General features: G+C 72.5%; 20 protein-coding genes and 1 riboswitch. Of the genes, 8 read left to right on the top strand and 12 right to left on the bottom strand.

All coding sequences use genetic code 11. The annotated features are described in order from the left end of the window. Positions 1-154: 154 nt before the first annotated feature. A complete protein-coding gene (locus ACFY0I_RS23475) occupies positions 155-2,098 on the top strand; it encodes an AAA family ATPase (RefSeq protein ID WP_388899029.1) in 1,944 nt (647 codons plus the stop codon). Here the strand turns inward: ACFY0I_RS23475 and ACFY0I_RS23470 are convergent. Then, positions 2,095-3,105: a helix-turn-helix transcriptional regulator gene (locus tag ACFY0I_RS23470; protein ID WP_388899026.1), complete on the bottom strand. Its 1,011-nt coding sequence runs from the start codon at positions 3,103-3,105 to the stop codon at positions 2,095-2,097. The two genes, ACFY0I_RS23475 and ACFY0I_RS23470, sit on opposite strands and share 4 nt — an antisense overlap. A gap of 142 nt (positions 3,106-3,247) precedes the next feature. Between ACFY0I_RS23470 and ACFY0I_RS23465 the strand changes: the two genes are divergently transcribed. Beyond that, a complete protein-coding gene (locus ACFY0I_RS23465) occupies positions 3,248-3,649 on the top strand; it encodes a RidA family protein (RefSeq protein ID WP_388899024.1) in 402 nt (133 codons plus the stop codon). 85 nt (positions 3,650-3,734) lie between these two features. Here ACFY0I_RS23465 and ACFY0I_RS23460 read toward each other — a convergent pair whose 3' ends face one another. The 10 genes from ACFY0I_RS23460 to ribD form a co-directional block, all read right to left on the bottom strand. Next, the gene (locus ACFY0I_RS23460; protein ID WP_388899021.1) at positions 3,735-4,778 is read right to left on the bottom strand and encodes a hemolysin family protein; all 1,044 of its coding nucleotides are present in this window, start codon (positions 4,776-4,778) and stop codon (positions 3,735-3,737) included. Beyond that, positions 4,775-6,235 carry a hemolysin family protein gene (locus ACFY0I_RS23455; protein WP_388899018.1) on the bottom strand — a complete coding sequence of 487 codons (1,461 nt, stop codon included), beginning with the start codon at positions 6,233-6,235 and terminating at the stop codon, positions 4,775-4,777. Before ACFY0I_RS23455 ends, ACFY0I_RS23460 begins: the two co-directional genes overlap by 4 nt. A 199-nt stretch (positions 6,236-6,434) precedes the next feature. Further along, on the bottom strand, positions 6,435-6,899 hold the full coding sequence (locus tag ACFY0I_RS23450; protein WP_388899015.1) for a PH domain-containing protein: 465 nt from the start codon (positions 6,897-6,899) through the stop codon (positions 6,435-6,437). 58 nt (positions 6,900-6,957) lie between these two features. Further along, on the bottom strand, positions 6,958-7,806 hold the full coding sequence (gene hisG / locus ACFY0I_RS23445) for an ATP phosphoribosyltransferase (RefSeq protein ID WP_388899012.1): 849 nt from the start codon (positions 7,804-7,806) through the stop codon (positions 6,958-6,960). Positions 7,807-7,886: 80 nt separating this feature from the next. Then, on the bottom strand, positions 7,887-8,165 hold the full coding sequence (locus tag ACFY0I_RS23440; protein WP_281205179.1) for a phosphoribosyl-ATP diphosphatase: 279 nt from the start codon (positions 8,163-8,165) through the stop codon (positions 7,887-7,889). Between the two features lie 35 nt (positions 8,166-8,200). Beyond that, entirely contained in the window at positions 8,201-8,686 is a 486-nt protein-coding gene (gene ribH / locus ACFY0I_RS23435; RefSeq protein WP_007262951.1) for a 6,7-dimethyl-8-ribityllumazine synthase, read from the bottom strand. A 62-nt stretch (positions 8,687-8,748) separates the two neighbouring features. Next, positions 8,749-10,050 carry a bifunctional 3,4-dihydroxy-2-butanone-4-phosphate synthase/GTP cyclohydrolase II gene (locus tag ACFY0I_RS23430; protein ID WP_388899009.1) on the bottom strand — a complete coding sequence of 434 codons (1,302 nt, stop codon included), beginning with the start codon at positions 10,048-10,050 and terminating at the stop codon, positions 8,749-8,751. Then, positions 10,047-10,700: a nicotinamide mononucleotide transporter family protein gene (locus ACFY0I_RS23425; protein WP_362883623.1), complete on the bottom strand. Its 654-nt coding sequence runs from the start codon at positions 10,698-10,700 to the stop codon at positions 10,047-10,049. Before ACFY0I_RS23425 ends, ACFY0I_RS23430 begins: the two co-directional genes overlap by 4 nt. Then, positions 10,697-11,320, bottom strand: a complete 624-nt coding sequence (locus ACFY0I_RS23420; protein WP_388899004.1) for a riboflavin synthase — start codon at positions 11,318-11,320, stop codon at positions 10,697-10,699. The genes ACFY0I_RS23425 and ACFY0I_RS23420 overlap by 4 nt, the downstream gene beginning before the upstream one ends. Further along, the gene (ribD, locus tag ACFY0I_RS23415) at positions 11,321-12,400 is read right to left on the bottom strand and encodes a bifunctional diaminohydroxyphosphoribosylaminopyrimidine deaminase/5-amino-6-(5-phosphoribosylamino)uracil reductase RibD (RefSeq protein WP_388899189.1); all 1,080 of its coding nucleotides are present in this window, start codon (positions 12,398-12,400) and stop codon (positions 11,321-11,323) included. A 217-nt stretch (positions 12,401-12,617) separates the two neighbouring features. Continuing rightward, positions 12,618-12,748: riboswitch (FMN riboswitch) on the bottom strand. Positions 12,749-13,132: 384 nt separating this feature from the next. Between ribD and ACFY0I_RS23410 the strand changes: the two genes are divergently transcribed. Both ACFY0I_RS23410 and ACFY0I_RS23405 read left to right on the top strand, forming a co-directional pair. Further along, positions 13,133-15,502, top strand: a complete 2,370-nt coding sequence (locus tag ACFY0I_RS23410; RefSeq protein WP_388899000.1) for a chitinase C-terminal domain-containing protein — start codon at positions 13,133-13,135, stop codon at positions 15,500-15,502. Between the two features lie 195 nt (positions 15,503-15,697). Beyond that, complete coding sequence (locus ACFY0I_RS23405) at positions 15,698-16,438, top strand: SDR family oxidoreductase (protein WP_388898997.1); 741 nt, start codon at positions 15,698-15,700, stop codon at positions 16,436-16,438. An 87-nt stretch (positions 16,439-16,525) separates the two neighbouring features. Here ACFY0I_RS23405 and ACFY0I_RS23400 read toward each other — a convergent pair whose 3' ends face one another. Then, the gene (locus tag ACFY0I_RS23400) at positions 16,526-17,689 is read right to left on the bottom strand and encodes an ROK family transcriptional regulator (protein WP_388899186.1); all 1,164 of its coding nucleotides are present in this window, start codon (positions 17,687-17,689) and stop codon (positions 16,526-16,528) included. Positions 17,690-17,744: 55 nt separating this feature from the next. Between ACFY0I_RS23400 and ACFY0I_RS23395 the strand changes: the two genes are divergently transcribed. From ACFY0I_RS23395 to ACFY0I_RS23380, 4 genes are all read left to right on the top strand, one after another. Continuing rightward, positions 17,745-18,959: an MFS transporter gene (locus tag ACFY0I_RS23395; protein WP_388898995.1), complete on the top strand. Its 1,215-nt coding sequence runs from the start codon at positions 17,745-17,747 to the stop codon at positions 18,957-18,959. An 81-nt stretch (positions 18,960-19,040) separates the two neighbouring features. Continuing rightward, complete coding sequence (locus tag ACFY0I_RS23390; protein WP_388899183.1) at positions 19,041-20,453, top strand: uracil-xanthine permease family protein; 1,413 nt, start codon at positions 19,041-19,043, stop codon at positions 20,451-20,453. 75 nt (positions 20,454-20,528) lie between these two features. Next, a complete protein-coding gene (locus ACFY0I_RS23385) occupies positions 20,529-21,209 on the top strand; it encodes a DUF5995 family protein (RefSeq protein WP_388898993.1) in 681 nt (226 codons plus the stop codon). A 273-nt stretch (positions 21,210-21,482) separates the two neighbouring features. Continuing rightward, on the top strand, positions 21,483-22,037 hold the full coding sequence (locus ACFY0I_RS23380) for a hypothetical protein (RefSeq protein WP_388898990.1): 555 nt from the start codon (positions 21,483-21,485) through the stop codon (positions 22,035-22,037). Positions 22,038-22,067 lie beyond the last annotated feature (30 nt).

Genomic DNA, 22,067 nt, shown 5'->3' with positions numbered 1-22,067 from the left:
TTCGGAGCGCACGCGCGTCCCGTCCCCGTCGCACCCTGGGTAAGGTGCGTCACCGCAGGTACGATGCAGCCCTGATTTCATCGGCGGGGTGGACAACTCGCGTGCGCAGCGCGGGGGTTGCCGCGTACCACGGGGCTGGCTTGTGGGGGATGTGATGGACTTCGGCATGCCGGGCAGCGCACACGCCCCGGCCGAACTCGCCTGGCTGCGCGGAGTGGACGCCTGCACCATGGGCGCCTATCCGCAGGCCGAGGAGGAGTTCCGGACGGCCGTGAGGTTCGACCCCGCCATGGCCGACGCCTGGCTGGGCCTGCACGCGCTCCGCGTGGACACCACGAACGCCCTGCTGCGCATGTACGCGCACCGGGACCGCTTCGGCGAGCAGCGGGCGCGCCACCGGCGGACGCTCAACTCCTGGTACTGGTTGGGCTGGTGGGTGCAGCCGGTGCTGGAGAGTCGGCGCGACCTGCTGCTGGCCCACGCCTCGCACTGGCTGGACGGCCGGCACGTGCCGGAGCTGGACCAGGCCCTCGCCGCGCTGCCGCCGGTGGACGCCGACCCGCAGGTGCGGTTCCTGCACGCCTGCCGGGCCTACCTGGTCAAGGACTGGGAGCAGTTGGTGCGGCACACCGAGCCGCTGGTGGACGATCCGCTGCTGGGCATCGAGGCGGGCCTGTTCGGCGGGATGGCCCGGGTGCGGCTGGAGATGTACGGGCAGGCCGAGCCGATGCTGTCGGCGGCGTTGATGCGCTGTCGCAGCGAACAGCCACAGCGCAAGGAGCTGCGGTACTGGCTGGCGCGGGCGCACGAGGGCACCGGGCGCAGCGCCGCCGCCCTGCCGCTGTACCGGGCGGTGCACCGGGTGGATCCGGCGTTCATGGACACCGCGGCCCGGCTGACGGCCATCGCCGACAGCAGCGACCCCGACGACATGGCCGGGTGCGCGGGGCTCTCCGGGCACGTCACCGAGGGGCTGGCGGGGCACGGCCTGTCGACGGCGGGCGGGGACTACGCGGCGGTGGCGCTCGGCGACCCCTTCCAGGACATCGCGGCGGACGGGCAGGTGGACCCGGATCCGCCGACGCCGCTGGACCCGCCCACCGAGCAGCGTTTCGTACCGTCGGCGGGTACGGGGGGGCTGGAGGGCGTACGGCACAAGGTGTCCGTGCCATCGCAGGGCGCCCCGGCCGGGCTGCCGGCCGGACCCGCCGATCCGCAGGCGTTGGCGCAGGCGCTCGCCGAGCTGGAGCGGATGGTGGGGCTCGATCCGGTGAAGCGGCAGGTCAAGGCGTTGTCGGCGCAGCTGCACATGGCCAGGCTGCGGGCGGCGCAGGGGTTGCCGGTGCAGCCGCCGAAGCGCCACTTCGTGTTCTCGGGCCCCTCGGGCACCGGCAAGACCACGGTGGCGCGGATCCTGGGGCGGGTGTTCTACGCCCTGGGGCTGCTCGGCGGCGACCATCTGGTGGAGGCTCAACGGGCTGATCTGGTAGGCGAGTTCCTCGGGCAGACCGCGGTGAAGGCGAACGAGCTGATCGATTCGGCGATCGGGGGCGTGCTGTTCGTCGACGAGGCGTACAGCCTGTCCAACTCCGGCTACAGCAAGGGTGACGCGTACGGGGACGAGGCGCTCCAGGTGCTGCTGAAGCGGGCGGAGGACAACCGGGACCACCTGGTGGTGATCCTGGCCGGCTATCCGGCGGGGATGGACCGGCTCCTCGGCGCGAACCCGGGGCTGTCCTCGCGGTTCACCACGCGGGTGGATTTCCCGAGCTACCGGCCGCCGGAACTCACCTCGATCGGCGGCGTGTTGGCCGAGGCGAACGGGGACCGGTGGGACGAGGAGGCCGTGGAGGAACTGCGCAGCATCAGCGGGCACGTCGTCGAGCAGGGCTGGATCGACGAATTGGGCAACGGCCGCTTCCTGCGCACCCTGTACGAGAAGAGCTGCGCCTACCGGGACCTGCGGCTGGCGGGCTTCGCCGGTGAGCCCTCGCGCGACGACCTGGCGACGCTGCGGCTGGCGGACCTGATGCAGGCGTACGGGGAGGTCCTGTCGGGCCGCGGCCCCCAGGAGCGGCCGGAGTCACCGCCGCTCTAGGGCCTGTTGCCGGGCTCCCCCGCGGTCCCGGTGTCGGGCGCGGCTCCGTAGCGGTCGGCGAGCGCCCCGGCGCGCTCGCGCAGGCCGGCGCGCAGCCACTGCGGGGTCAGGGCTTCGGCGTGCGTGGCGAGCTGCCACAGCGCCCATTCGGCGTGACGGGCGTCCTGGAACGTCACGGTCAGCCGGGGCCACCCGTCCGGGTCGGCCTCTTCGGCGAGCACGTCCAGCGCGGTGTCCAGCAGTTCCTCGCGCCGCGCCGGGTCCACGCGTACCCGCACGGTGACCTGGTCACCGCCCGTCCGGAACCGCGTGCTGCGGTCCTGCCAGGCCCGGTCGAGGTCGACCCGCTCCGGGCGCCGCGCGGGTTCGTCGAGTTCCTCGGCGGCCAGTACCCGGGACAGCCGGTAGGTGCGGTCGGCGCCCTCTCGCGTGGCCAGCAGGTAGCCCCGCTCCCGCACGGTGACCAGGCCGATCGGGTCCACCGTGCGCCACTGCGCAGGCCGGCCCGTGGCCGCGTAGCGGATGCGCAGCCGGTGTCCGGCGAAGACCGCGCGCCTGACCTCGGAGACGACTGCGTCGGGCAGTTCCTCGGCGACGACGCGGCGCGCGAGGAGGTCGGTCTCCGGGTCGATGAGGAGGCGTTCGGCCACGCCGGTCGCGGTGTCCCGGTGGCTGTCGGGCAGCGCGTCGACCACCTTGAGCATGGCGGAGGCGAGCGCCGAGCCGAGGCCGAACGCCTGGGCGCCGCGCCGCGATCCGGCGACCAGCAGGGCGAGCGACTCGTCGTGGTTGAGCCCGGTCAGTTCGGTCCGGAACCCGGGCAGCAGCGCGAACCCGCCGTGTCGGCCGCGTTCGGCGTGGACGGGGACGCCGGCCGCGGACAGCGCCTCCATGTCGCGCAGCACCGTGCGGGTGGAGACCTCCAGCTCGCGGGCCAGGGTGGCCGCGGACAGCCGACCGCGCCGGCGCATCAGCAGCACCAGGGAGACCAGCCGATCAGCGCGCATGCGAAAACCCTATCGGCATACACGACACAGGATGTCGTGATTGGTTGGGAGGCTTTTCGAAGCGACGCCGAGGACGGCCCTGGCCGGGCCGAGGGGCGGACGTACGTACCCACCCGGGGTCGACGAATCGAATGGAGCGGACATGACGACGCAGCGCACGGCGGTCAACCCGTGGACGTGGTCGGTGGAACTGGGCTACAACCAGGGCGAGGTCGTCTCCGGGCAGACCCGGACCCTGTACTGCTCCGGGCAGACCGCGATGGACGCGGACGGCAAGCCCCGGCACGACGGTGACATGGCGGCGCAGTTGGCGCTGAGCCTGGACAACCTGGAGGCCGTGCTCGGCGCCGCCGAGATGTCCCTGGGGAACCTGGTGCGGCTCAACGTCCACACCACGGACGTCGACCTGCTCTTCCAGCACTACGGCGTACTGGCGGCGCGGTTGGGGGCCGCCCGCGTGGCGCCCGCCACCACCATGCTCGGGGTGAGCCGGCTGGCGATCCCCACCCTGCTGGTCGAGCTGGAGGGGACCGCCGTCGCCTGACCGGGGCGGTACGCGACGCCGGCCCGACCCCGGCGCCCCGGAGGGCGGCGGGGCCGGGCCGGCGGTGTCGCGGTCCGGGCCGGGGCTACGCGCTGCGGGCGTAGCTGCGGTGGGCGGGGTCGCGGACCTCGCCCACCAGCATCTCCAGGACGTCCTCCAGGGCGACGAGGCCGAGGACGCGCCCGGCCGGGTCGGCGACCTGCGCCAGGTGGGTGGCGTCGCGCCGCATGACGCTGAGGGCGTCGTCCAGGGGGAGGGTCGAGCACAGGGTGGTCATCCGGCGCCAGACCCGTTGGGGCACGGCCCGCTCGCGGTCCTCCAGGTCGAGCACGTCCTTCACGTGCAGGTAGCCCATGAAGGCGCCGGTGTCGGAGCGGACCGGGAAGCGGGAGTAACCCGTGCGGACGGTCAGCTGCTCGATCTGGCGGGGGGTCACCGCCGGACCGACGGTGACGAGCCGTTCCCGGGACAGCAGGACATCGGTGACGGGTCGGCTGCCCAGTTCCAGCGCGTCCTCAAGGCGCTCCTGTTCGACCGACCCGAGGAACCCGGCCTGCCGGGAGTCCTCGACGAGCCGGCCGAGCTGGGCGGAGGTGTAGACGGCCTCGACCTCGTCCTTGGGCTCGACCTTGAAGAGCCGCAGGACGAGCGCGGCGCAGGCCCCGAGCGCGGCGGTGACCGGTCCGCACACCCGGGCGAAGGCGACCAGGCCGGGGCTGAACCACAGGGCGGTCCGTTCCGGGGCCGCCATCGCCAGGTTCTTCGGGACCATCTCGCCGATCACCAGGTGCAGGAAGACCACGGCGGACAGCGCGAAGGCGTAGCCGAGGGGGTGGATCAGTCCCTGCGGGACGTGGAGGGCGTGGAAGACGGGCTCCAGCAGCCTGGCCACGGTGGGCTCGGCGACCGCGCCGAGGGTGATCGAGCAGAGGGTGATGCCGAACTGGGCGGCGGCCATCATGCGCGGCAGGTTCTCCAGCCCGTACAGCACTTGGCGGGCCCGCTTGGATCCGGCCGCGAGGGGCTCGATCTGGCTGCGGCGTACGGAGACGAGCGCGAACTCGGCTCCGACGAAGAAGCCGTTGGCGAGGACCAGGAGCAGGGCGAAGAGGAGTTGGAGGACGTTCATCGGGCAGCGCCTTCCAGCTCGGCCGGGGCTCCGGCGGGGTCCGCGGCGCGGACGGCCCCGGACCGGGCGCCCCGGTCGGCCCCGCCCCGGTCGGCCCCGCTCCGGTCGGCCCCGGGAAGGGAGCCGTACGGGCCACTGGCGGGGACCGTCGTCAGCCGGACGAGCCGTACGCGTTCGGCGCGGTTGCGGCCGACCTGGCGGACGGACAGCTTCCAGCCGGGGAGTTCGGCCCGGTCCCCGGGAGCGGGGATGCGGCCGAGCAGGTCGGCGACGAGACCGGCGACGGTTTCGTAGGGGCCCTCGGGGACTTCCAGGCCTATGCGGCGCAGGGTGTGGACGCGGCAGCTGCCGTCGGCCTCCCAGGAGGGGCGGCCGTCCTCGGGGGGTGCGGCGGCCAGTTCGGGGTGGCCGTCCTCGGCGAGGTCGTGCTCGTCGCGGACCTCGCCGACGAGTTCCTCCACGATGTCCTCCAGGGTGACCACGCCGGCGGTGCCGCCGTACTCGTCGACCACCACTGCCATCGGCTGTTCGCTGCGCAGCCGTTCCAGCAGCGGCTGCACCGGCAGGGAGCCGGGCACCAGCAGCGGAGCGACGCAGATCCGGCCGACGGGGGTGCGGGAGCGGTGCGCCTCGGGTACCGCGAGGGCGTCCTTGAGGTGGACCACCCCGGTGATCTCGTCGATGCGTTCGCGGTACACCGGGAAGCGGGACAGCCCGGTGGCCCGGGTCAGGTTCAGCACGTCGGCCGCGGTGGCCGTGTGCTGGAGGGCACTGACCTTCACGCGGGGGGTCATGACGTGCTGGGCGGTGAGCCCGCCCAGCGACAGGGTCCGTACGAAGAGGTCGGCGGTGTCCTGTTCGAGGGCGCCGGCCTGGGCCGAATGGCGGACCAGGGAGACCAGTTCGCCGGGGGTCCGGGCGGAGGCCATCTCCTCGGTCGGCTCCACTCCCAGGGCCCGTACGAGACGGTTCGCGACGGAGTTGAGGCCGGCGATGACGGGCCGGAAGGCCCGGGAGAACACCTGCTGGGGGCCGGCGACGAAGCGGGCCACCTGGAGCGGGCGGGAGACCGCCCAGTTCTTCGGGACGAGCTCGCCGACGACCATCTGGACGGCGGAGGCGAGCAGCATGCCTATGACGACGGCGATGCCGGGGACGGCGCCCCGGGGCAGACCCGTCGCGGCGATCGGCCCGGACAGCAGGGCGGCGAGGGCCGGTTCGGCCAGCATGCCGACGACGAGGGAGGTGATGGTGATGCCGAGCTGGGTGCCGGAGAGCTGGAAGGACAGCTCCCGCAGGGCTTCGACGACCGTGCGGGCACGGCGGTCCCCCTCGGCGGCGGCGCGTTCGGCCTCGGGTCTCTCCACGGTGACGAGGCCGAATTCGGCCGCCACGAAGAAACCGTTGGCGAGGATCAGGGCGAAGGCCGCCAGGAGCAGGAGTAGCGGGGTGGTCATGCCGCCGCCTCCGGGGGGAGGGCGGCGCGGGTACTACCGGACGATCCGTCCATTGCTGGAGGGAGTCACTCCTCTGGTCGCAGGTGCCCACGGGCCTCGGGGTCCCGGGGCGTGTGGGAGGGCGCACGGCGGCGCCCCGCCACCAGGGTAGTCACTGGGATCGCGGCCGCAATGGGACGCAGCGGCGAGGCCCGGTGGGCTAGTGGTCGTTTGCGCCGGTTCCCCTGGTTTCGGCCAGGGCGCGCAGGGCGCGGGCGTCGCCGATCGCCTGGGCCTTGGCGACGCCGGGCTGGATGCCGAGGACGGGCAGGCTGGTGCCGTCGCTGAGGTCCAGGAACACCCACGGGTCGCCCGGTCGGAGGTTGACGCGCAGGATCTGCGCCCATTCCAGGCGGCGGGTGGTCGTCAGGTTGATGACGGTGACCCCGCCCTCGTCGGCGACCACCTTGGGGCGGCTGAGCAGCACGAGGACGGAGCTGAGCAGGGCGGCGGTGAAGACGAAGCTGACGCGCTCGCCCGCGCTGAGCTTCTCCAGCAGCAGCGCGACGGTGGTGATCGTCGCGAACATGGCGAGCCCGACGCTCAGCAGCACGGCCCGCGTCCGGTTCGGCCGGAAGGTGACCGGCAGGGTGGGCGTTGCGGGCTGGGCGGCGGACTCGGCCATGGGTGCGCTCGGTTCTGCGAGGAGGTGGAGGGGACGTCTGCTGCCCGCGGGCAAGCTGTCAGAGGCGGCAGGCGTGGATCGAGGTGGTGAGGATCGCGCGCGCGCCGAGCTCGTACAGGTCGTCCATGATCCGCTGGGCTTCCTTGGCGGGGACCATCGCGCGGACGGCGACCCAGCCCTCGTTGTGCAGCGGGGAGATCGTCGGCGACTCCAGGCCGGGGGTGAGGGCGACCGCGCGCTCCAAGTGCTCGGCGCGGCAGTCGTAGTCCATCATCACGTAGCTGCGGGCCACCAGGACGCCCTGGAGGCGGCGCAGGAACTGCGCGACCTTCGGGTCGTCGGTGCCGGCTCCGGTGCGGCGGATGACGGTCGCCTCGGACTTGAGGATCGGCTCGCCGATGACCTCCAGGCCGGCGTTGCGCAGGCTGGTGCCGGTCTCGACGACGTCCGCGATGATCTGGGCGACGCCGAGCTCGATCGCCGTCTCGACGGCGCCGTCGAGGTGGACGATGGAGGCGTCGATGCCGATCTCGGCGAGGTGCTTGGCGACGATTCCCTCGTACGAGGTCGCGATCGTCATCCCGCCGAAGTCCTCGGGGCCCTTCGCGGTGCCGGGCTTGGTGGCGTAGCGGAAGGTGGAGCGCCCGAAGTTCAGCGGGAGGATCTCCTCGGCGTTGGCCCCGGAGTCCAGCAGCAGGTCACGGCCGGTGATGCCGATGTCGAGCTTGCCCGAGGCGACGTAGATCGCGATGTCCTTCGGGCGGAGGTAGAAGAACTCCACCTCGTTCTCCGGGTCGACCGTGACGAGTTCCTTGGACTCCTTGCGCTGGCGGTAGCCGGCCTCATGGAGCATCGCCGACGCCGCTCCGGAGAGTGAGCCCTTGTTGGGGACGGCGATGCGCAGCATGGGGCTTCCTTTGGTGCGTAGGTGCGTAGGTGCGTAGGTGCGAAAGGGTGTGGGCGGGGGGCCCGTGGACGAGCTCCGGCCTAGAGGTGCGCGTAGACGTCGTCGAGGGAGATCCCGCGCGCCACCATCATCACCTGGACGTGGTAGAGCAGCTGGGAGATCTCCTCGGCGGCGGCTTCCTTGCCCTCGTACTCGGCGGCCATCCAGACCTCGGCGGCCTCCTCGACGACCTTCTTGCCGATGGCATGGACGCCCTTGCCGACGAGCTCGGCGGTGCGGGAGGTGCTGGGGTCGCCGGTGGCGGCCTTGAGCTGGAGCTCGGTGAAGAGCTCTTCGAAGGTCTTGGAGGTGTTCGCCATGATGGTCCTCAGAATAAGGGGTCCCCCGCTGCCACTCAGCGCCAGGGTTCGCTGACCGTCCGCAGGGTCATGGCGGTGGAGACGGCGGCGGTGACCGCTTCGTGCCCCTTGTCCTCGTTCGACCCTTCGAGCCCGGCACGGTCCAGCGCCTGCTCGTCGTTGTCGCAGGTCAGAACGCCGAAGCCGACGGGAACTCCGGTGTCGATCGACACCTGCACCAGGCCTTGGGTGACGCCCTGGCACACGTAGTCGAAGTGCGGGGTGCCGCCGCGGATGACCACTCCGAGGGCGACGATGGCATCGTAACCGCGACCGGCGAGTACCTTCGCCACGACCGGGAGCTCGAAGCTGCCGGGGACGCGGAGCAGGGTGGGCTCGTCGATGCCCAGCTCGTGCAGGGCCCGCAGGGCCCCGTCGACCAGCCCGTCCATGACCTTCTCGTGCCACTGGGCAGCGATCACGGCGACCCGGAGGTCTCCGCAGTTCTTCACGCTCAGTTCGGGTGCGCCCTTGCCGCTCACAGCTCTGCTCCTCGATGGTTCGTGTGCCGGTGTGTACGTGGTGTGGTGCGGGGTGTGCGGTGTTACTGGTTGCCGCAGGCGGAGGTGGCCACGGCCCCCTCCAGCCAGGGCAGGTCGTGCCCCATCCGGTCCCGCTTGGTGCGCAGGTACCGCAGGTTGTGCTCGCCCGCCTCGACCGGCATCGGCTCCCGGCCGGTGACCGTGATGCCGTGCCGGACCAGCGCGGCGGACTTGTCGGGGTTGTTGGTCAGCAGACGGACGCTGTGCACGCCGAGGTCGGCGAGGATCTGGGCGCCGGCCCCGTAGTCGCGGGCGTCGGCGGGGAGTCCCAGTTCCAGGTTGGCGTCCAGGGTGTCGCGGCCGCGTTCCTGGAGTTCGTAGGCGCGCAGCTTGGAGAGCAGTCCGATGCCGCGGCCCTCGTGCCCGCGCAGGTAGACGACGACGCCGCGGCCCTCCGCCTGGATGCGGCCCATGGAGGCGTGCAGCTGGGGTCCGCAGTCGCAGCGCTGGGACTGGAAGATGTCGCCGGTGAGGCACTCGGAGTGCATGCGGACCAGGACGTCCGAGCCGTCGCCGATGTCGCCGTGGACGAGGGCGACGTGCTCGACGCCGTCCACGGTGGAGCGGAAGCCGTACGCGGTGAACGCGCCGAACGCGGTCGGCAGGCTGACCTCGGCCTCGCGGCGCACGGTGGGCTCGGCGGAGCGGCGGTAGGCGATCAGGTCCTCGATGGAGATGATCGTCAGGCCGTGCTTGCGGGCGAAGGGGATCAGTTCGGGCAGCCGCAGCATGACGCCGTCCTCGCCGGCGATCTCCACGATGGCGCCGGCCGGGCGCAGGCCCGCGAGGCGGGCGAGGTCGACGGCGGCCTCGGTGTGGCCGTTGCGGACCAGCACGCCGCCGGGCTTGGCGCGCAGCGGGAAGACGTGCCCGGGGCGGACGAAGTCGGACGGCTCGCTCACACCGTTGGCCAGCAGGCGCAGCGTGGTGGCCCGATCGGCCGCGGAGATGCCGGTGCTGACGCCGTGGGCGGCGCTCGCGTCGACGGAGACGGTGAAGGCCGTCTGCATGGACTCGGTGTTGTGCTGGACCATCTGCGGGAGTTCCAGCCGGTCCAGCTCGGAGCCCTCCATGGGCGCGCAGATCAGGCCGCGGCACTCGCTCATCATGAACGCGATGATCTCGGGGGTGGCCTTCTCGGCGGCGATGACGAGGTCGCCCTCGTTCTCGCGGTCCTCGTCGTCGACGACGACGATCGGCCGACCGGCGGCGATGTCACGGATGGCCTGCTCGACGGGGTCGAGCCGGAAGGTCTCCCGCGGCTCGGCTTCGGGCACGTCCGGCACGGGCTTGAGGGTGGTCATGCCGTTGCTCCTTCGAGGGCCGGGGCAGGGGTGGTGCGCGAGCGCTGGTACCAGTCGTACGCGCCCCACAGGACGAGGGCGAAGTAGACGACGTAGACGAGGCCGGAGAACGCCAGGCCGCTGTTGAAGGCGAGGGGGACGCCCACCAGGTCGACGAGCAGCCAGGCGAACCAGAACTCGACGAGGCCGCGGGCCTGGGCCACCATCGCGACGATCGTGCCGACGAAGATGTAGGCGTCGGCCCACGGGCTCCAGGACAGCGACGGGACGAGCGTGAACAGGCCGCCGACGGCGAGGGTGCCGGCCGCCGCTCCGGCGAGGAGCAGGCCGCGCTCCTTCCAGGTGGCGGTGCGCACGGCGATGGAGCCGTCCTGGGCCTTCTGCCGGCCGAGCTGCCAGGCGCGCCAGCCCCAGATCGCCACGGAGATCACCAGGAGCTGCTTGCCGATGCCGCCGGCGAGCTGCGCGGAGGCGTAGGCGGCGACGAGGATCAGGCCGGAGAGGAGCTGGGCGGGCCAGGTCCATATGGAGCGCCGCCAGCCGAGGGCGAGGGCGGCCAGGCCCATCAGGTTGCCGATCATGTCGGACCAGATGACCTTCTGCCCGAAGACCTCGAAGGCCTCCGCGTTGAGCCAGGTCAGGGCGCTCATCGCTGCTCCCCCTCGGTGTGGAGCGGGTCGACGCCGGCGGCCATGAGGCGTTCGACGTACTTCGCGAGGACGTCGACCTCCAGGTTGACCCGGTCGCCGGGCTGCTTGATGCCCAGGGTGGTCAGCGCGAGGGTGGTGGGGATGAGGCTGATGGTGAAGTGGTCGGCGCCGGCCTCGACGACGGTGAGGCTGACGCCGTCGACGGTGATCGAGCCCTTCTCCACGACGTACCGCGCCAGGTGCGCCGGGAGGGCGACCTTGACGAGTTCCCAGTGCTCGGAGGGGGTGCGGGAGAGGATCTCGCCGGTGCCGTCCACGTGTCCCTGCACCAGGTGGCCGCCCAGGCGCCCGCCGAGGGCCATCGGGCGCTCCAGGTTGACCCGGGAGCCCTGGGTGAGGGATCCGAGGCTGGAGCGGTTCAGGGTCTCCTGCATGACGTCGGCGGTGAACTCGCCGTCGGCGCTCTCCACGACGGTCAGGCAGACGCCGTTGACGGCGATCGAGTCACCGTGCTTGGCGCCCTCGGTCACGACCGGGCCGCGCAGGCGGAAGCGGGAGGCTTCGGCGAGCGGCTCGACGGCGGTGACCTCGCCCAGTTCTTCGACGATTCCGGTGAACACTCAGTGCTCCTTGGGGGCGGTGGGGCGGGAGGGGTGTGTGGGTGTGGCGGTGATGCGGATGTCCGTGCCGAGGCGGGTCGTCCCGGTGAGGGTGAGCCGGAGTGCCTCGGTGATGGTCGTGATCCCGGCGTCGGCGAGGGCGGCGGGGCCGGCGCCGAGCAGGACGGGCGCGAGGTAGCCGACGACCTTGTCGACGGCGCCGGCGGCGACGAAGGCGCCCGCCAGGGTGGAGCCGCCTTCGAGGAGGACGGAGCGCACGCCACGCCCGTGCAGTTCGGCGAGCAGGGCCTCGATCGACAGCCCGCGCTCGTCGTGGGGCAGTCGGACCAGGTCCACGCCGGGCAGGTGGTCGGTGTCGGCGTCCTTGCCGACGGCGATCAGGGTCGGGGCGGCGTCGTCGAGGACGCGTGCGGTGGGGCGGACGCCCGCGTGGGTGTCGAGGACGACCCGCAGCGGCTGGACCGCTCCCTCGACGCCGCGCACGGCGAGGTGCGGGTCGTCGGCGCGCAGGGTTCCGGCGCCGACGACGACGGCGTCGGCCTCGGCGCGCAGCCGGTGGACGTCGGCGCGGGACTCGGCGCAGGTGATCCAGCGGCTGGTGCCGTCGGCGGCCGCGGTCCGGCCGTCGAGGGTGGCCGCGTACTTCCACAGGACGTGGGGGCGGCCGAGGCGTACGGAGGTCAGCCAGGCGGCGTTGCCCTCCTCGGCCTCGTCCGCGAGGAGCCCGGCCCCGGTGTCGATCCCGGCGGCGCGCAGGGTGGCGCCTCCGCCGCTGGCCTGCGGGTTCGGGTCGGCGACGGCGTACACCACGCGGCTGACGCCGGCGTCGATGAGGGCCTGGGCGCAGGGACCCGTACGGCCGGTGTGGTTGCAGGGTTCGAGGGTGACGTACGCGGTGCCACCTCGGGCGGCGTCGCCCGCGGCGCGCAGGGCGTTCACCTCGGCGTGCGGGCCGCCGGCCCGCTGGTGCCAGCCCTCGCCGACGACGTTGCCGGCGGGGTCGGTGATGACGCAGCCGACGACGGGGTTGGGGCTGGTGGAGCCGAGTCCGCGGGCGGCGAGCCCTATGGCCCGACGCATGGCGGTGACGCTCGGGTCGGGTGCTGCCTGCGCGGCGTGTGTCGCCACCGGGTCCTCCTGCCTCATCGGGCACGGACTCCGGGGCCTGTCGGGATACGACAGATGAAGCGGGTAGCACACGCGGGGACGCCTGGGCCGGATGCACGGTCCGTTCGAGACGTATCCGGTGGGGATACGCTGCTGGACCGCCGACGGCGGCGTACCGGTGACTGGCCCGCCGCGCACTGCCTCCCATCCGGACTTTAACCGTCGGTCCAGGAATTTCACCTGGTCAACCGGCCGCTGGCTGCGGACGGGTCGCGGACTATAACCGCCGGTTCGGAATTGCACCGACCCCGGAGTGCGCTGCTACTGGTACTAGGGCCAGTCTGCCACGGGTGATCGGCGGCCATGCGAGTGAATCGCTGTGGCCTGGGTCACAAACAAGCCGTTCTCGAGCGGTGGCGGCGCGCGACCTGTAAGCCATCCGGCGGCGCCGGGGCGCACGCGTCGCCGGCGGCGTGACCGTGCCCCGCCGGCGCGGCGCACGCGTCCCGCACGCGCCGGACCGGCACTCCCGAGCGGCCGTTGGTCCAGACCTATTGACGGGTTGGTCTAGTCCTCTTAACGTTCCCTTCATCTTCCCCGGGAGCCGGCCCTGCCGACGTGCGCACGTCTCAGGCCAACCAGCGCCATTTTTCTGCTTGTTGCTGCACGTTGTGTCCTGCCATCCTCCCCTCCCCAGGAGGCACAATGCTGTCCCCCACTCGTACGAGAGCGATGCTGCTGGCATCCGGTGCCGTCATCGCCGGCCTGCTGGTCGGCGGGCTCTCCGCAGGCGTCTCGCACGCCGCCGACAACGAGAGCTGTCGCCCCGACGGGCTGTACAAGACCCCCGGGGTCGACGTTCCGTACTGCTCGGTCTACGACTCCGAAGGCCGCGAGAAGATGGGCGCCGACCACCAGCGGCGCGTCATCGGCTACTTCACCGGCTGGCGCACCGGCAAGGACGGCACCCCCGCCTACCTCGCCAACAACATCCCGTGGTCGAAGATCACGCACATCAACTACGCCTTCGCGCACGTCGGTTCCGACAACAAGATCTCCGTCGGCGCGGACAACGCGAACAACGCGGCCACCGGGATGACCTGGCCGGGCGTCGCGGGTGCGGAAATGGACCCGTCGCTCCCCTACAAGGGCCACTTCAACCAGCTGACGAAGTTCAAGAAGCAGTACCCGAACGTCAAGACGCTGATTTCGGTGGGTGGTTGGGCCGAGACCGGCGGCTACTTCGGGGACGACGGCAACCGGGTCAACTCCGGCGGCTTCTACTCGATGGCCACCAACGCCGACGGCTCGGTGAACCAGGCCGGCATCGACACCTTCGCGAACTCCTCCGTCGACTTCATCCGCAAGTACGGGTTCAACGGCGTCGACATCGACTACGAGTACCCGACCACGATGAAGGACGCGGGCAACCCGCTCGACTGGCAGCTCGCCAACGCCCGCCGCGCGGGCCTGGTCAAGGGCTACGACGCCCTGATGAAGAGCCTGCGCGAGAAGCTCGACCGGGCCGGCGCCACCGACGGCAAGCACTACATACTGACCGTCGCCGCCCCCTCCTCCGGCTACCTGCTGCGGGGCATGGAGACCTTCCAGATGCAGAAGTATCTGGACTACGTCAACATCATGTCCTACGACCTGCACGGTGCGTGGAACGAGTACGTCGGCCCGAACGCCTCGCTGTTCGACGACGGCAAGGACGCCGAGCTGGCCGCCGCGAACGTCTACGGCAGCTCTCAGTACGGCGGCATCGGCTACCTCAACACCGACTGGGCCTACCACTACTTCCGCGGCTCGATGCCGGCCGGCCGCATCAACATCGGCCTGCCGTACTACACCCGCGGCCACAAGAACGTCCAGGGCGGCACCGACGGGCTGTGGGGCAAGGCCTCCGCGACCACCTGCCCGGCCGGCGCGGGTCTGACCAAGTGCGGTGACGGCGCGACCGGCATCGACAACCTGTGGCACGACAAGGACACCAACGGGGTCGAGTCCCCGGCGGGCTCCAACCCGATGTGGCACGCCAAGAACCTGGAGAAGGGGATCGTCGGCGACTACGTCACCAAGTACGGATTCCCGGCGAACACGACGCTGACCGGCACCTACGTCCGCAAGTACGACTCGACGCTGGTCGCGCCGTGGCTGTGGAACGCGCAGAAGAAGGTCTTCCTCTCCACCGAGGACGAGCAGTCGGTCGCCGCGAAGGCGGACTACGTGGTCAACCGCGGCATCGGCGGCACCATGGTGTGGGAGATGGCGGGCGACTACGGCTGGAACGCCGCCAAGGGCCAGTACGAGATCGGTGACACGCTCACCACGCTGATGTACGACAAGTTCAAGGCGGCCACCCCGTACGGCGCGAAGAAGTCCAACACCGCGCTGCCGACCCAGGCCGTGGACGTGAAGGCGGAGTTCACCGAGTTCAAGCTCGGCGACTCCAACTACCCGCTCACCCCGAAGGTCAAGATCACCAACAACACGAAGTCGGCGCTGCCGGGCGGCACCGAGTTCCAGTTCGACTACTCGACCTCGGCCCCGAGCAACGCCTCGGACCAGTCGGGCTTCGGCACCAAGGTGATCAAGAGCGACCACACCGGCAGCAACGTGGGCGGTCTGAAGGGCGACTTCCACCGGGTCTCGCTGAAGCTCCCGGCGTGGCAGTCGCTCGCCCCGGGCGCCTCGGTCGACCTGGCCTTCAACTACTACCTGCCGGTGTCCACCCCGTCCAACTGGACGGTGAACATCTCCGGTACGACGTACGCCTTCGCCGGTGACCTGGCGCGCGGCACCACGGTCGTGGAGCCGGGCGGCACGCAGCCGCCGACCACTCCCCCGACCACCCCGCCCACCACGCCGCCGACGACCCCGCCGACCACGCCTCCGACGACCCCGCCGGGCGGCACGTGCACCAACCCGGCGTACGTGGCCGGCCAGGTGTACAACACCGGCAACGTCGTCTCGCACAACGGCCGCAACTGGAAGGCCCAGTGGTGGACGCAGAACGAGGCTCCCGGCACCACCGGCGAGTGGGGCGTCTGGAAGGACCAGGGCGCCTGCTGACACCCGGTGCCTGAGCACCACTGAACGCCGAGCATGAGACCCGGTGGCCCGGCGGCCACCGGGTCCTCGTGCGTGCGGGGCACCTTCTTCGGATTCCGCCGCGGGTTTTCGGATGTCCGCCGCGGGGCTGTCACGTTTCGCGGGCCCGTTCTGTCCCACTGGTGTACGCACCCCCGTGGAAAGGACGGACACGCCATGAGCACGATCCTCGTCACCGGTGGCACCGGGAACCTCGGAGCCCTCGTCGTCGAGCGGCTGCGGGACCGGGGCCACGAGGTCCGGGTACTGAGCCGGCACGCGCAGGACCACCCGGTCGACCTGCGGGACGGCAAGGGACTGGACGCGGCGATGGCCGGCGTCGACGTGGTCGTCCACTGCGCGAGCAGCCCGCGCGGGGGCGACGAGACGGCCGCCCGGCACCTGGTCGCGGCGGCCGGGCGCGCGGGCGGCGTCACCAACCTCGTGTACGTCTCGATCGTCGGGGTGGACGTGGTGCCGCTCGGGTACTACCGCTCGAAGCTGGCGGTGGAACGGCTGCTGGAAGCCTCCGGGCTCGGGATCACGATCCTGCGGACCACCCAGTTCCACGACCTGGTGGCGCAGCTGGTGGACGCGGCGGCGAAACTGCCGGTGGCCCTGCTGCCGAAGGGCGTACGGGTCCAGCCGATCGCCGCGGCCGAGGTCGCGGACCGGCTCGCGGAGCTGGCGGTCCCCCGCCCGGCGGGCCGGGTCCCGGACATGGGCGGCCCCGAGGTGCGCGGCCTGCCCGAGCTGGGCCGCGCCCGCCTCGCGGCGACCGGCAGGCGGCGCCGGGTGGTCGCGGTCCCGCTCGCCGGGAAGACGTACGCGGCGTTCCGCGCCGGCGGCAACCTGGCCCCGTCGCACGCGGTGGGCCGAACCACCTTCGCGGAGTACCTGCGGGGCGTGCGGGGCTGAGCGGGGGGCGGGCGGGCGTGGGCGCCGGGGCGCAGGGCGGGACGGAAGCCGGGGCGGGAGTGCGGCGGGGACACGCGCCGCGACCCGTCAGGTGCCGAAGAGGATCGTCTGGGCGGCTTCGCGGGCGGCCAGGAGGGCGCCCTCCATGACGGCCGGGCCGCCGAGGGCGGTGGCGCGGACCGTCGTCGGGACGGGGGTCAGCGTGGTGAGGCGGCGCTCGACCCGGGCGGCGAGGGCGGCGCCGCCCGCCCGGCCGAGCTCACCGCCGAGCACCACGCAGCCCGGGTCGAGGATCGCCGCGACGGCCGCAGCCCCGAGCGCGAGCCGTTCGGCGAGGGCGTCGAGGAAGGCGTCCCCCGCCGCCCCGGCGACGGCCTCCTCCACCGGTCCGCGGAAGCCGTGTTCCACCGCGAGGGCCGTCACCGCCGCACGCCCCGCCAAGGCGTGGAAGCCGTCGCCGCAGTCGCCCGCGGAGGGCAGCCCGGCGGTGCCGGGGACCGGGAGGAAGCCGATCTCGCCGGCCCCGCCGGAGGCGCCCCGGCGCAGCCGGCCGTCCAGGACGACGGCGGCGCCCACCCCGGCGCCGAGCCACAGCAGGACGAAGGAGTCCAGGTCGCGGGCGGCGCCGACGCGCTGTTCCGCCAAGGCCGCCAGGTTGGTCTCGTTCTCCACCACCACCTTGGCCGGCAGCCGCCGTTGGAGGGCCGTCACCAGGTCCCGGTGCCAGGACGGCAGCCCGATGGTGTCGCCGAGCTCGCCGCTGGCCGGGGCCACCAGGCCCGGCGCGCCGACGACGACGGTGTGCAGCCGCTCGGCGCCCGCCTCGCGGGTCAGTGCCTCCAGCCGCGCCACCGCCTCCTCGACGGCGTCGACGGGCAGCGCCGCCCGGGCCAGGGGCCGGCCGAGCAGGTCGGTGACCACCGCCGTCGCGCTGTCCGTCCGTACGTCCAGCGCGGCCAGGTGGGCCCGGCGGGCGACGATCCCGTACAGGCGGGCGTTGGGGCCGCGGCGCTGTTCGCCCGACTCCCCCACGACCTCGATGAGCCCCGCGCCGGCGAGCCGCTCGACGAGGTCGGCGACGGAAGGACGGGACAGCCCGGTCAGCTGCTTGAGCTGGGCCGCCGTCAGCGGCCCCTCGGCCTGGAGGAGTTCCAGCGCGAGCCGGTCGTTCATGGCCCGGGCCGTGCTCGGCGAGGCGGGGGACGGGGCGGCGGCGGTCGTCAGCACCTTGGCAGGGGTCACGGCGCCCATCTTAGGGAGGTTCACGGCACTAACCATCAGGAAGGGTCCCTGATAGTTTACGTCCATGACCGGGGACACCGACCTCAGCCCGGCGCGACTGCGCCACGCCCGCTTCGCGATCGCCGCCGTCTTCTGCACGCACGGCGCCGTGACCGGCTCCTTCGCCACCCGCATCCCGTGGATCCAGGACCACGCCCAGCTCGGCTCGGGCACCCTGGGCCTCGCCCTCGCCTTCCCCGCCCTCGGCGCGGCGCTCGCGATGCCGCTGGCCGGGCGGATCAACCACCGCTTCGGCGCGCGCTCCGCGCTGCGCGGGCTGCTCTGCCTGTGGACCCTGTCCCTGATCCTGCCCGCCCTCGCGCCGAACCTGGTCACCCTCTGCGCGGCGCTCTTCGTGTACGGGGCCACCGCGGGCATGTCGGACGTGGCGATGAACGCGCTCGGCGTGGAGACCGAGAACCGGCTCGGCCGCTCGATCATGTCCTCGCTGCACGGCATGTGGAGCGTGGGCGCGCTGCTCGGTTCGGCCGCCGGTACGGTCGCCGCGCACCTGGGGGCCGATGCCCGGCTGCACCACGCGGTGGTCGCGCTCGCCCTGACCGCGGTCGGGTTGGTCGCCGTGCGGGGCGTGCTGGACCTGAAGGGCGATCAGGAGGCGCAGGCGCCGCCGCACTTCACGCTGCCGCCGAGGTCGGCCCTGCTGATCGGCGCCATCGGCTTCTGCGCGGTCTTCGCCGAGGGGGCGAGCCTGGACTGGTCGGCGGTGTACCTGCGGGACGTGCTGCACACGGACGCGGGCCTGGCCGCCGCCTCCACCACCGCCTTCGCGCTGACCATGGCCGTGGCGCGGCTCGTCGGGGACCGGGTCGTGGACCGGTTCGGGGCGGTGCGCACCGTACGGGCGGGGGGCGTACTGGCCACCCTGGGCGGCGTGCTGGTGGTCGCGGTCCGGCATCCGGCGGGGGCCCTGGCGGGCTTCGCGCTGATCGGGCTCGGCATCGCGGTGGTGGTTCCGCTGGCCTTCGCGGCGGCGGGCCGCAGCGGGCCGGCCCCGGCCCAGGCCATCGCGGGCGTCGCCACGATCACCTACACCTCGGGGTTGATCGCGCCGTCGGCGATCGGCGCGGTCGCCGACGCGACCTCGCTGGTGGTGTCGTTCGGGCTGGTCACGGTGCTGGCGTTCGCGCTGGTTCTGGGGGCCGCCGTGCTGCGGCCGAAGCAGGCGGCGGGCTCGACCGATCCCATCAATCGGGACGAACCAGCACCTATCGGCCCGTAACATGGCGGCTGGCGCGCCGCGGTGAGCGAGCGGCGGACCGCCAGGATGCTAGACGGGCTGCGGGAACGGAAGTGGTGGAACATGGGCTTCGGCGTGCGCTGGACCCTGCACGGAGACGGGCGGACCCCCGCCCCCGGCGCGGTGGTACGGCCGGACGAGCGGCTGTCGTGGCCGCGCACCGCCGGGCTCGGGGCCCAGCACGTCGTCGCGATGTTCGGCGCGAGCTTCGTCGCCCCGGTCCTGATGGGCCTGGATCCCAATCTGGCCATCATGATGTCCGGTGTCGCGACGGCCATCTTCATGCTCGCGACGCGCGGCCGGGTCCCCTCCTACCTGGGCTGCTCGCTGTCCTTCGTGGGCGTCGCGGCGGCCATCCGGGCGGGCGGTGGGGACAGCGCCGTCGTCACCGGCGCGGTGTTCGTGGTCGGCGCAGCCCTGTTCCTGGCGGGCCTGGCCGTCCAGCGGTTCGGCGCGCGGATCATCCACGCGGCCATGCCGCCGGTGGTGACGGGCGCGGTCGTGATGCTGATCGGCTTCAACCTGGCGCCGGTGACGGCCGCGACGTACTGGCCGCAGGACCAGTGGACGGCACTGCTGACCATGCTGTTCACCGGCCTCGCGGTGGTGTGCCTGCGCGGGTTCTGGTCGCGCATCGCGATCTTCCTCGGGCTGCTCTTCGGGTACGCGATCTCCTGGATCTTCGACCTGGTCTTCGGCCGGATCCACTCTCCAATGGGCGGGCCGGAGGCCGTCGACCACTGGCGCCTCGACCTGACCGGCGTCGGCAAGGCCGAGTGGATCGGGCTGCCGTCCTTCCACGCGCCGGCCTTCGAGTGGTCGGCGATCCTGATCGCGCTGCCGGTCGTGATCGCGCTGATCGCCGAGAACGCCGGGCACATCAAGGCCGTCGGCGAGATGACCGGGGACCCGCTCGACGACAAGCTCGGCACCGCCATCGCGGCGGACGGCGCCGCGTCGATGCTCTCCACGGCGGTCGGCGGCCCGCCCAACACCACCTACTCCGAGAACATCGGGGTGATGGCCGCCACCCGCGTCTACTCCACCGCGGCCTACTGGGCGGCGGCCGGGTTCGCGCTGCTCTTCGGCCTGTGCCCCAAGTTCGGCGCGGTCGTCGCCGCGATCCCGGGCGGGGTGCTGGGCGGCATCACCGTGATCCTCTACGGCATGATCGGCCTGCTCGGCGCCCAGATCTGGCTCAACGGCCGCGTCGACCTGCGCAATCCGCTGAACCTGGTGCCGGCCGCCGCGGGCATCATCATCGGTGTGGGCGGGGTCAAGTTGCAGATCACCGACAGCTTCGAGCTGGGTGGCATCGCCCTCGGCACCATCGTGGTGATCACCGGCTACCACACGCTGCGCTACTTCGCCCCGGCCCACCTGAAGGCACAGGAACCACTGCTGGACTCGGGCACCTCGGCGTACGACGAGGGCTCCGCCGGCGCCGCCGACGACTCCGGCGACAAGCGGGGTTGACGGAGTTTCGCCCGAACCGGGGAAGCCCACGGCCAAGTTCCCCGCACGGCCCGCCCGGGCTGCGACGCTGCCCCCATGGAAGCGGTACTCGCGCGGATGCGCGCCCTCGACGAGCGGCTCCCCGCGCAGGACGGCGTCGCCGTCTTCAACCGGGTGTACCTGACGGTGACGCAGACCCTGCACCACCGCATCGAACGCGGGGAGTTCCCCGCGCCCCGGACCGCACGGACCCTGAGCGTACGGTTCGCCGAGCACTACCTGAGGGCGGTGGAGGCCGACCGGGCGCCGGCCTGCTGGCGGCCACTGCTCCAGTACCGCCGCCACCCGGGGGTGCGGCCGCTCCAGCACGCGCTGGCCGGGATCAACGCGCACATCGGCCACGACCTGGCGCTGGCGGTGGTGTCGACGTGCCGGGCACTGGACTGCGCGCCGGCCGCCCTGGAGGCCGACTTCGACCGGGTCGGGGACACCCTGGTGGCCCTGGAGGAGCAGATCCGGGAGGACCTGATGCCCGGCCCCGACCTGCTGGAGGTCGCCGATCCGCTGACGCACCTGCTCGGCTCCTGGAGCCTGGAACGCGCCCGCGACGGCGCCTGGTCGGCCGCCCGGCTGCTGTGGACGCTGCGCCGCGCACCGGACCTGGCCGAGGAGTTCCGCGCGTCCCTGGACGCGGGCGTCGGCCTGGTGGGCCGCTGCCTCCTCACCCCGACGGCCACGACCCCCCACCGCACCCCGTGGGCCCCCGCCCTCCGATGACCGACGGCCGAAGGCCCCCTGCCGGGTCACGCGGGCGCCGCCGCGATGAGCGGCGGGCCGGGCGGGCCGGGTGCCGATCAGGTCGACAGGCCCGGGCCCGCTGCGCCACGGCGTGCAGGGCCCTGACGTCCTCGGGTGCGAAGCGCCCCGAGGAGACGGCCGCCGCCGCGGCGGCTCCGGCCCGTTCGGCGACCGCCGCGTACGGGGCCACGGCCGCCCCGGGCCCCTCGGGCAGTCCCCCACTTGACGCCCCGAAAGCCTTATGATCATGGCATGTTGATCGCCCGTTCGTCGCAGGAAGCGCACCTCTACATGGACCTGCGTGCCTGTGTGTGCGGCGCGACAGCGTTCGATCGGGAGCACCGGTTGGAGGACCGGGAGGGCGTCCTCGTCAGCGTCTACGAGGGCACCTGCCCGCAATGCGGCCGTACGCGCTCGTACGCGTTCACGATGAACGACGACCGGCCCGTCCCCCCGCCCTCCTTCGGCGGACCCGAGCCCTCGCAGATCATCGACCCGGGCGAGTTCCTGTGGGTCCACGACGAGGTCGCGGAGGAATCCGGTCTGCGGCTCCTGAACACCCCTCGCGACACGCACCACGAGCTGCGGCCTGGCACCGCGTACGCGCTCGCCGCGCTCGAAGAGGTCGCCAAGTTCCTGCCGGAGGGCGCCGACCGGATCCCCGAAGACCGGTTCACCTCCGAGCGGGGCCGGGAGACCTACGCGCTGGACCCCTCAAGGTTCAAGCGCAAGGACATCGAATTCGCGCTGGGGCTGTCGCGGACGATCCTCGCGGGCATCGAAGAATCCACCCCGCCCCAGGACTGAGCACGACATCGGTCCGCCCCCACGCGCTGT

The sequence above is a fragment of the Streptomyces sp. NPDC001568 genome (assembly GCF_042893755.1).
Taxonomy (GTDB): domain Bacteria; phylum Actinomycetota; class Actinomycetes; order Streptomycetales; family Streptomycetaceae; genus Streptomyces.
Note: the sequence above shows the minus strand (reverse complement) of the source record. Positions and strands in the feature narration are given on the sequence as shown.